This window comes from Arthrobacter sp. 05T444 (assembly GCF_056395905.1).
The window spans coordinates 51849-61362 of record NZ_JBFTKK010000025.1; the positions used below are offsets into that span (position 1 = coordinate 51849).

Below are 9514 nucleotides of genomic sequence, written 5' to 3' on the forward strand. Positions count from 1 at the left end.
GCTTGCCTCCACCCGAGAGCGGTGGCAAGGTGGCCGCATGGCGATCGAGGTCCGTCCGGCGACGCAGTTCGAGGACGTGAAAGCGGTGGTGGGGCCCAAGCGGCCCGACGCAACCGTGTGCTGGTGCCTGAGCTACCGCATTCCGTCAAAGCAAAACGTTGAGCTGCGGGGCACTGCCCGCGGGGAGCTCGTGCAGGAACTGGTGGCGCAGGACCCGCCGCCCGGGGTGCTGGCGTACGACGGCGGGGAGGCAGTTGGATGGGCCGGTGTCCATCCGCGCGCCGACACCAGCTTCGCACGCAACCGCCGGATCCCTCACGTGGACGACCTCGACGTGTGGGCCGTGTGGTGTATCCGGGTGCGCCCGGGGTACCGCGGGTGGGGAATTTCCCATGTGCTGCTGCAGGGTGCCGTCGAATTCGCACGCTCGTTCGGCGCGCCCGCCATCGAGGGCTATCCGGTGGACAACCAGGGCAGGAAGGTGGACCTCACCATGGCCTATGTCGGTACACGCAAACTCTTCGAGGATGCAGGTTTCACCAAGGCCGCCGACACCGGCTCCGTCCTCAATGGCTTCCCGCGGGTGCTTATGCGCCTTGACCTGCGCTGAGCGTTAACCGCCTCAACGCAATGTCGGCTTCGTCACACTTCCCGGCATAGGATCAAAACGGGGGATTGGCCGAGAGGCCTGTCCCCGCGGTCTCCCTGGAAAGCAGACCGCCGACACTACTTTGAGAGTATGGATCATGGCTTCGAACAATGACCCTGAATCCGATGCCGACAGCGAGGGCGAGGGCGGCCAGCATGGCGGTGTCCAGTCTGTAGACAGGGCCCTCGTTGTCCTGGAGATCCTGGCCCGCGAAGGCCATGCTGGCGTGAGTGAGATCGCCGAGGAAATGGGCATTCACAAGTCCACTGCCTCCAGGCTGCTCGGCTCCCTGGTGGGCAGGGAGATGGTCCACCAGAACAGCGAACGGGGCAAGTATCAGCTGGGCTTTGGCATCCTGCGCCTGGCCAGTTCCATTCCCGGCCGGCTGAGCCTGGTCCGCGAGGCACGCCCTGTGCTCGAAAGCCTGGCCGAGGAGTTCAAGGAGACGGTGAACCTTGCCGTGCTCCGGTCCAATTACGCGGTGAACGTGGACCAGGCCATGGGACCGTCAACTCTGGCTACCTATGACTGGGTGGGGAGCCTGACCCCCTTGCACGCGACATCGAGCGGGAAAGTTCTGCTGGCGGCACTGCCGGTGGAAGAACGGGAAAGGATCCTGACTGAGACCGGACTGCCGGCCCGCACCCCGCGGACCATCACCAGCCGCGACAAGCTTGAAAAGCAACTTCTGGACGTCGCCCACCACGGCCATGCGGTGGTCAGGGAAGAGTTTGAAATCGGTCTGAACTCCATGGCGGTTCCGGTCTACAACCACTTGGGGACGGTGATCGGCGCGGTCAGCATCTCCGGCCCCGCATTCCGCTTCGATCCGGAGAAAACGCCGGGCCTCGTCGAGGGCCTCGGGCAGGCTGGCCTGCGGATCAGTGCCAACATGGGCTACACGCGCCGATGACCCGGACCGGTGGTTGAGCATCGCTATCCAGCAGCGCCTGCACCGCTAGCGCCGCCGCCAAGAAGCCACTCAGCGTTCAGTCCGTGGTCGTCCGTCTCGAGAAACAGATCTTCGGCCGTGATGGTGCCGAGGAGGAATTCCTTGGACAGGGGCGGCCTGTCATAGGGGCGGTGATGCTCATCGCCAAGGGTGACCAACCGTCCGGAGAAGCCCTGAGCACGGGCTGCCCTGACCGCCGAAAGGCCGGCCAGTGAGGCGCCCACGATCGCAAGTGTCTGCATAACCCACTCGCTTCCTAACTGCTTTATGCGCAACAGCAACCGCGATAAGCAACAGCGTGATGTGTGACATGTCGACTGTCAAGGATGACGCCAGGCCAAGGAATTCCTTGACAATTGCGTGTGAGCTAGCGCACTCTGTTGCTGAAGACGATGCGTGTTGATTACTGCGGAACTAAACGAGCAGAGGATCCGTCGCCCCTCCCCCGGCGGAACTGCTGGTCCGCATTCACGAAATCAAGATTGTCGACGGCGACAATCGAATCCGAGGACGAGCCGGACCTGCCGCCGGGCTAACCGCCGGCGGCCACGGCCGCCGTCCCACTTATTCAATTAAGGAACCTCATGACAATCAATAGTGACGTCACTATCGATGAAAGCAGCGAAGACAGTCGGGACTCCGGGGTGGACCCGGCGTTGGAACGAGAGCCTGAACCTCCCCAGGAAGACCTGCAAATCCTTCAGGCCCTGCGGGAAACCGAATCAGAACACGAAGAAGCGCGGCGCAGCAGCCAGCTGTTCCGGAAGGGAGGCATCGACAAGGTAGTCTTCGGCGTCGCCGGACTGCTCACACTGGCCTTTGTCATCTGGGGATTTGCCGGCAGGGAGAACCTGGCCGCCACTTCCCAGGTGGTCCTTGACTGGGTCATGGAAAACACCGGCTGGATGTTCGTTTCCCTCTCGTCCCTATTCGTGGTCTATGTGCTGTGGCTGGCGGTCAGCCGCTTCGGGAACATTCCGCTGGGGAAAGACGCGGAAAAGCCCGAGTACTCCATGGTCTCGTGGGTCTCGATGATGTTCGCGGCAGGCATGGGCATCGGGCTCATGTTCTACGGCGTGGCCGAGCCGCTGTACCACTACATCTCCCCGCCACCGGGCACCGTTGACGGCCAGACTCCCGCGGCGGTCCAAACGGCAATGGCAACTTCGATCTTCCACTGGACCCTGCACCCGTGGGCCATGTACGCGGTGGTGGGCGTTGCCATGGCCTACGGGTCCTACCGCCTCGGCCGCAAGCAACTCATTTCCTCCGTCTTCACGTCCCTGTTCGGCATCCGCAGGGTGGAAGGTCCCATCGGCAAGCTCATCAACATGCTGGCCATCTTCGCCACACTCTTCGGAACGGCAGCATCGCTCGGACTCGGAGCGCTGCAGATCGGCAGCGGCATGGCGTCCAACGGCTGGATCGGCGGCCACCTTGCCACCCCCGTGCTCGTGGTGATCGTTGCCATTCTCACAGCCTGCTTCGTGGCCTCGGCAGTCTCCGGCATCAGCCGCGGAATCCAGTGGCTGTCCAACATCAACATGGTCCTGGCCGCACTCCTTGCGGTCATCGTCTTCGTGGCCGGGCCAACGCTTTTCATCCTGAACCTGATCCCGGCGGCCGTCGGCGACTATGCCCGGGACCTGGCCGAGATGGCCTCCCGGACCGAGGCCGTCGGCGACGATGCCCTGCGCACATGGATGTCCGGCTGGACCATCTTCTACTGGGCCTGGTGGGTCTCCTGGACTCCCTTCGTGGGCCTGTTCATCGCCCGCATCAGCCGCGGCCGCACCATCCGCCAGTTCGTCACTGGTGTCCTGCTGGTCCCCAGCGTCGTCAGCGTGATCTGGTTCGGCATCTTCGGCGGCGCCGCCATCCATATCCAGTCCACAGCTGATGCCACACCGGACACCGGCGATGGCCTGGCCAAGATCGTCGACGGAACTCCCACGATTTCCTTCGATGGTGCTCTGTTCGATCTGCTCCACCATCTGCCCTTGCCCAACGCCATTGCCGCCGCGGTCTCTATCCTGGCGATGGTCCTGGTGGCGATCTTCTTCGTCACGGGTGCCGACGCGGCCTCCATCGTGATGGGTTCACTGAGCTCCGACGGCGCTGAAGAGCCACGCCGGGGAGTCGTTATCTTCTGGGGTGCCCTCACCGGCGCCGTCGCAGCTGTGATGCTCCTTGCCGGCGGCGACAAGCCTGCCGAGGCGCTTGCCGGACTGCAACGGATCACCATCGTCTCAGCGCTGCCCTTCGTGCTTGTGATGTTCCTGATGTGTTTTGCCCTGACAAGGGATCTGCGCAGGGACCCGCTGTCACTGCGCAGGCGGCTGGTCACATCCGTCGTCGAGCGCTCCATCCGCAGTGGAGTCGAACAGCATGGCGGCGTCCAGTTCGATCTGGTGACCAAGCATGAATGTGATGAACGGTGCTCCAAGAGTGAGCTTGATCCTGCCGGGGACAAGCGGCGCTAAGTACAACGCGGCCGGATCCCGGTACCACCTCGGATCGGGATCCGGCCGCACTGACGCGCCCCTGCAAGAACGTCGGACCCAGAAAGGGAAAGCGCAATGTCCGCAACAATCGGCACAGTCGCCGCGGTAACCACCCGGTCATCAGCTCGAAGCCACCACTGATGACCGTTCAACTTGGCTTGCCGGTGTTGCGCCAAGAGGCCCCCTACAACCGGATGAAGATCCCGCCGCGGCGGCCGCAAGGGCAGCCTTCGGGACTGTTCGACCGTTTTGGCCGCCGGGCCACCGACATGAGACTGTCCGTGACGGACAAGTGCAATCTCCGATGCACGTACTGTATGCCTGCGGAAGGCCTGGAATGGCTTCCCAAGCCGGCGGTCATGACCGCCGAAGAGATCGTGCGGATCGTGGGGATCGGCGTCGATCGGCTCGGAGTCAGGGAGCTGCGCCTGACGGGCGGCGAACCTCTGGTCCGCGGGGACCTCGTGGACATTGTCAGCGCGCTCCGCTGCCGCCACCCTGACCTTCCGATCTCCATGACAACCAATGGTCTGGGACTGGACAAGAAAGCCGAGTTGCTGAGGGACGCCGGCCTCACACGGGTCAATATCTCCCTGGACTCCCTGCACCAAGAGACCTTCACCAAAATTACCCGGCGCCCTTACCTGGGCAGGGTGCTGGCCGGGGTCCAGGCAGCCTCGTCCGCCGGCCTCGGCCCAATCAAGATCAATGCCGTACTCATGCGCGGCATCAACGACGCCGAAGCACCAGCGCTGCTGGCTTGGGCCCTTGAATTCGGTCATGAGCTGAGGTTTATCGAGCAAATGCCGCTGGACGCCGACCATGGCTGGTCCCGGCGCGACATGATCACAGCAACGGAAATCCGGAAAATCCTGGGAACAGTGTTCGTGCTGGCTTCCGATCCCGGGGATCGTGACGGCGCGCCCGCCGAACGCTTCCGCGTCCGACGTCGGGACCCGGCCACCGGCGGACCCGCCGGTCCGGTGCTGGGCACGGTGGGAATCATCGCCTCCGTCACGGAGCCGTTCTGCTCGGACTGCCGGCGGACCCGCATCACGGCCGAGGGCACGATCATGAGCTGCCTCTTCTCGCGCCAGGAGTTCGACCTCCTGGGCCTCCTGCGGGAAGGTGCACCCGAGGACGAGCTTGTGCGGCGGTGGGAGGACGCCATGTGGATCAAGCCCAAAGCCCACGGCATGGAACACACAGGCTTGGGGGCGCAAGACTTTGTCCAGCCGGACCGAACTATGAGCGCCATAGGAGGCTAATTTGGCAGTACTGGTCCGTTACTTTGCCGCTGCGGCAGCGGCGGCCGGCATGGCGGAGGAACACTTCGACCTCGCGCCGGGGTCAACGCTGGACGAACTCCTGTCCGCCATACTTGCGGCAGACCGCCCGCAGCCCACTGCCGGCGCTCCGCAACTTGACGGGGTTCTGTCCAGGAGCAGCTTCCTCCGTAACGAAGTGGCTGTCCGCGACCGGTCAACAGCCCTGAATTCGGAGGACGTCCTTGACGTTCTCCCGCCCTTTGCGGGCGGCTAACTCTCCGCGTCTACGAGCGCGTCCCAAACTAGGAAAGGCACTCACATGGCACCATCGGCGTCCACAGTGGCAAAGGTTGAAACGGAATCAGATGAAGCTTCCTCCGTTGATGACTGCGACTACCACGGCTGCTTTTTCTGTTCCGGCCCCGAGACCGACTGACGGCTGCGTCCGGCTTTCCCGATTGCCTCGAGCACGTTGACGCAGCCAAGTTCGGGCGCATACGATCACTTATATATTAGTTATATAACTCACAAATATCAGGTAAATCAGTCGCTCCCAAAAAGCCGCTGACGCCGAATCAGAAGACCTCCGGCCACCACCCGCTCCCCCGCATAGACAGCGCCAGGCGCCTGCGAAAAAGCGATGTGTCAACTGTGCCAGCCGCAGAACACTCGAAAGGAACACCCAGATCATGGTTCATAAAGTGAAGGCAGTTGTTGTCAGGGAGAAGAACGCTCCGGTGTCGGTGGAAACGATCCTGGTCCCGGATCCGGGGCCAGGGGAGGCCCTGGTGGATGTCCTAACGTGCGGGGTGTGCCACACGGACCTGCATTACAAGCTGGGCGGCATTGGGGACGAGTTCCCGTACCTGCTGGGCCACGAGGCCACCGGCGTGGTCTCCGCCGTGGGTGAAGGTGTGACCGAGGTGGCCCCGGGTGACCGGGTGATCCTGAACTGGCGTGCGGTGTGCGGGCAGTGCCGGGCGTGTTCGAAGGGCCAGCCGCAGTATTGTTTCAACACCGCCAACGCCACCCAGAAGATGACGCTGGAGGACGGAACCGAACTGTCCCCGGCCCTGGGGATCGGGGCGTTCGCGGAGAAGACACTGGTCGCTGCCGGGCAGTGCACCAAGGTCGATGAGGACGTCGACCCGGCCGCGGTGGGTTTGCTGGGCTGCGGGGTGATGGCCGGCATCGGGGCGGCGATCAACACCGGGGAGGTCAAGCGCGGCGAATCGGTGGCCGTGATCGGCTGCGGCGGCGTGGGCATTGCCGCGATCGCCGGCGCGAAGCTGGCCGGGGCCACCACGATCATCGCGGTGGACATCGATGAGAACAAGATCGAGATGGCCAGATCCCTGGGCGCGACCCATGGCGTGCACTCCCGCACCTCCGACCCAGTGGAGGCGATCCGGGCGCTGACCGGCGGGAACGGGGCCGACGTCGTGATCGAGGCCGTCGGACGCCCCGAAACCTATAAGCAGGCGTTCTACGCCCGGGACCTGGCCGGCAGAGTGGTCCTTGTCGGCGTCCCGACGCCGGACATGCAGCTGGAGTTGCCGCTGCTGGATGTCTTTGGCCGGGGCGGGTCGCTGAAGTCCTCCTGGTACGGGGACTGCCTGCCCTCTCGCGACTTCCCCATGCTCGTCTCCCATTACAAGCAGGGCAACCTGGACCTGGACGCGTTCGTCTCCGAACGCATCACCATCGACCAGGTCGAGGATGCCTTCGACAAAATGCACGAAGGCAAGGTCCTGCGCTCCGTCGTCGAAATCCAGCCCGCCCAGGACATCCAGACTGTCGAAGGCATCCAGACGGCAGGTGCCTCCGCATGAGTGTCACGATCGAAAACCTGGTCACCTCGGGGACCTTCTCGCTCGACGGCGGGACATGGGACGTGGACAACAACGTCTGGATCGTGGGCAACGAGAACGAGTGCGTGATCATTGATTCCCCGCACGACGCCGCTGCGATCATCAGCCAGGTGCGTGGCCGGAAGGTCCTGGCCATCCTGCTCACGCACGCGCACAACGACCACATCGGCGCCGCCCGCGACGTCGCCGGCGCCGTCGCCGCACCCATCTGGCTGAACCCGGAGGACCAAGTCCTCTGGGAACAGGTCTACCCCGGCACCACCCCCGACCGCAGCATCAGCGATGGGGACGAATTTACCGTGGGCGGGGCCACCCTGAAGGCGATCCACACGCCCGGCCACTCGCCGGGCTCCACTTGCTTCCTCCTCGAACAGGAGGGAACGGTGTTCACCGGGGACACCCTGTTCAACGGCGGCCCCGGTGCCACCGGCCGCTCCTACAGCGACTACCCGACCATCCTGACCTCCATACGCGAACGGCTCCTCACCCTCCCCGCGGAAACGGTGGTCCGGACCGGCCACGGCGACAGCACCACCATCGCCGCCGAACGCGAAAACCTCGCCAAGGTATCCCAGTAAGACTGGGCAAAACAGCCGAACGGCCCCCGTCCTGTAGATGGGGGCCGTTCGTGTACCACTTCATAAAGCGGTACTTCGCAAAGCAGAAAGGAGGGACATGTCCCTGATCAAGCGCGTGGCTTTCCTGTCGCTGCACACCTCCCCCATGGAACAGCCCGGTTCCGGGGACGCCGGCGGCATGAACGTCTACGTCCGGGGCCTCGCCTCGGCCCTGGCCGAATCCGGCATCGAAGTGGAAATCTTCACTCGGTCCACCGCCGCCGGCCAGCCCGCCGTCGAACACCCCGATCCCGGCGTCTGCGTCCACAACGTCCTGGCCGGTCCGCCCCGCAAACTCCCCAAAGAGGAACTCCCCGAACTGCTGCACGCCATGGTCGCCGAAATCGAACGCATCCGCGCCCGGCAGCCCCACGGCCGCTACGACCTCATCCACTCCCACTACTGGGTCTCCGGTAGCGCCGGCCTGGAACTTTCCGCACTGTGGAACGTGCCGCTGGTGCACACCATGCACACCATGGCCAAGGTCAAAAACCTCCTGCTGCAGTCCGGCGAGGAACCCGAACCCCGCCGCCGGGAGGACGGCGAACACCGGATCGTGGACGGCGCCACCCGGCTGATTGCCAACACCACCGCCGAAGCCGCCGAACTCGTCTCCCACTACGGAGCCGACTTCGACCACATCGACGTCGCACCCCCCGGCGTCGACCTGTCCGTCTTCACGCCGGCGTTCCGCGCCCGCTCCCGCACCGCCCACGGCATCGGGCCGGGCACGTTCCACCTGCTCTTCGCCGGCCGGATCCAGCGGCTCAAAGGCCCGCAGATCCTGCTCAAGGCCGCCGCCCTGCTCCGCCAGCGCCGCCCAGACATCGACCTGAAACTCACCGTCCTCGGCGAGCTCAGCGGCGCCAAGGACTTCAACCTCAAATCCCTCGTCAGCGCCGCCGGACTGGACGACGTCGTCACCCACCACCCGCCGGTCGGCGCGTCCGAACTGGCCGCCTGGTACCGCGCCGCCGACGTCGTCGTCATGCCCTCTTACAGCGAATCCTTCGGCCTCGTCGCCCTCGAAGCGCAGGCCTGCGGCACCCCCGTGGTCGCCACCCGCGTTGGCGGGCTGACCCGCGCCGTCAGCCACGAACGGACCGGGCTGCTGGTGGACGGCCACCGCGCCGCCGACTGGGCCGACGCGCTGGAAGCCCTCTACGACGACCCCGCCACCCGCGACCACATTGGCCGCGCCGCCTCCATCCGCGCCGAAAACTCCGGCTGGCAGCGGACCGCCGCCATCACGCTGGAAAGCTACCACGCCGCCGCGGAACAACGCCCTGCCCGGCTCCAAGCCTTGGCGGGGTAACCTCCGCAGCTCGCCGCCGGCAGTTGCTTCCTCTGCTGGTCCGCATCCCGCCTAAGCACCGACGCTCCCCCACCGAAAGTGAGGGAGCGTCGCGTGGAAACCTGCAAAAGCTGATGGAGCGTCCGGATGAAGCCCGCAGGATCTGAGGGAGCGTCGGGTCAAGACCTGCAGGAACTGATGGAGGGTCCGGGGTTTAGCGCTCGAGGTCGCCGCGGATGAAGGCCTCGACCTTTTCACGGGCGAGGTCGTCATTGAACTGCTCCGGCGGGGACTTCATGAAGTAGCTCGAAGCCGACAGGAGCGGCCCGCCGATACCGCGGTCCAGGCCGATCTTGGCG

At 64.7% G+C, this 9514-nt stretch carries 9 protein-coding genes and 1 pseudogene; 8 read left to right on the forward strand and 2 right to left on the reverse strand.

The window, feature by feature from the left end; genetic code table 11:
- Positions 1-37: 37 nt before the first annotated feature.
- Positions 38-610, forward strand: coding sequence for a GNAT family N-acetyltransferase (locus AC1DD3_RS19120; RefSeq protein ID WP_230118472.1), 573 nt, complete (start codon positions 38-40; stop codon positions 608-610).
- Between the two features lie 136 nt (positions 611-746).
- A complete protein-coding gene (locus AC1DD3_RS19125) occupies positions 747-1562 on the forward strand; it encodes an IclR family transcriptional regulator (RefSeq protein WP_230118475.1) in 816 nt (271 codons plus the stop codon).
- 23 nt (positions 1563-1585) lie between these two features.
- On the opposite strand, the gene AC1DD3_RS19130 is transcribed toward AC1DD3_RS19125, so the two are convergent.
- On the reverse strand, positions 1586-1843 hold the full coding sequence (locus AC1DD3_RS19130; RefSeq protein WP_290369747.1) for an FAD-dependent oxidoreductase: 258 nt from the start codon (positions 1841-1843) through the stop codon (positions 1586-1588).
- Positions 1844-2185: 342 nt separating this feature from the next.
- On the opposite strand from AC1DD3_RS19130, the gene AC1DD3_RS19135 reads away from it, so the two are divergent.
- The 6 genes from AC1DD3_RS19135 to mshA all read left to right on the forward strand — a co-directional run bounded on the left by AC1DD3_RS19135 (position 2186) and on the right by mshA (position 9176).
- Positions 2186-4084: a BCCT family transporter gene (locus AC1DD3_RS19135; protein WP_476882289.1), complete on the forward strand. Its 1899-nt coding sequence runs from the start codon at positions 2186-2188 to the stop codon at positions 4082-4084.
- A 161-nt stretch (positions 4085-4245) separates the two neighbouring features.
- Positions 4246-5373, forward strand: coding sequence for a GTP 3',8-cyclase MoaA (gene moaA / locus AC1DD3_RS19140; RefSeq protein ID WP_476882290.1), 1128 nt, complete (start codon positions 4246-4248; stop codon positions 5371-5373).
- Between the two features lies 1 nt (position 5374).
- On the forward strand, positions 5375-5647 hold the full coding sequence (locus AC1DD3_RS19145) for a MoaD/ThiS family protein (RefSeq protein ID WP_290369749.1): 273 nt from the start codon (positions 5375-5377) through the stop codon (positions 5645-5647).
- 415 nt (positions 5648-6062) lie between these two features.
- Positions 6063-7205 carry an S-(hydroxymethyl)mycothiol dehydrogenase gene (locus AC1DD3_RS19150; RefSeq protein ID WP_230118478.1) on the forward strand — a complete coding sequence of 381 codons (1143 nt, stop codon included), beginning with the start codon at positions 6063-6065 and terminating at the stop codon, positions 7203-7205.
- Positions 7202-7822, forward strand: a complete 621-nt coding sequence (locus tag AC1DD3_RS19155) for an MBL fold metallo-hydrolase (protein WP_230118480.1) — start codon at positions 7202-7204, stop codon at positions 7820-7822. The genes AC1DD3_RS19150 and AC1DD3_RS19155 overlap by 4 nt, the downstream gene beginning before the upstream one ends.
- 97 nt (positions 7823-7919) lie before the next feature.
- Positions 7920-9176 (forward strand): D-inositol-3-phosphate glycosyltransferase, encoded by a 1257-nt coding sequence (gene mshA, locus AC1DD3_RS19160; RefSeq protein WP_476882291.1) that lies wholly within the window; start codon positions 7920-7922, stop codon positions 9174-9176.
- A 193-nt stretch (positions 9177-9369) separates the two neighbouring features.
- On the opposite strand, the pseudogene AC1DD3_RS19165 reads toward mshA, so the two are convergent.
- Positions 9370-9514: pseudogene (locus AC1DD3_RS19165) on the reverse strand (inositol-3-phosphate synthase); the annotation flags it as partial.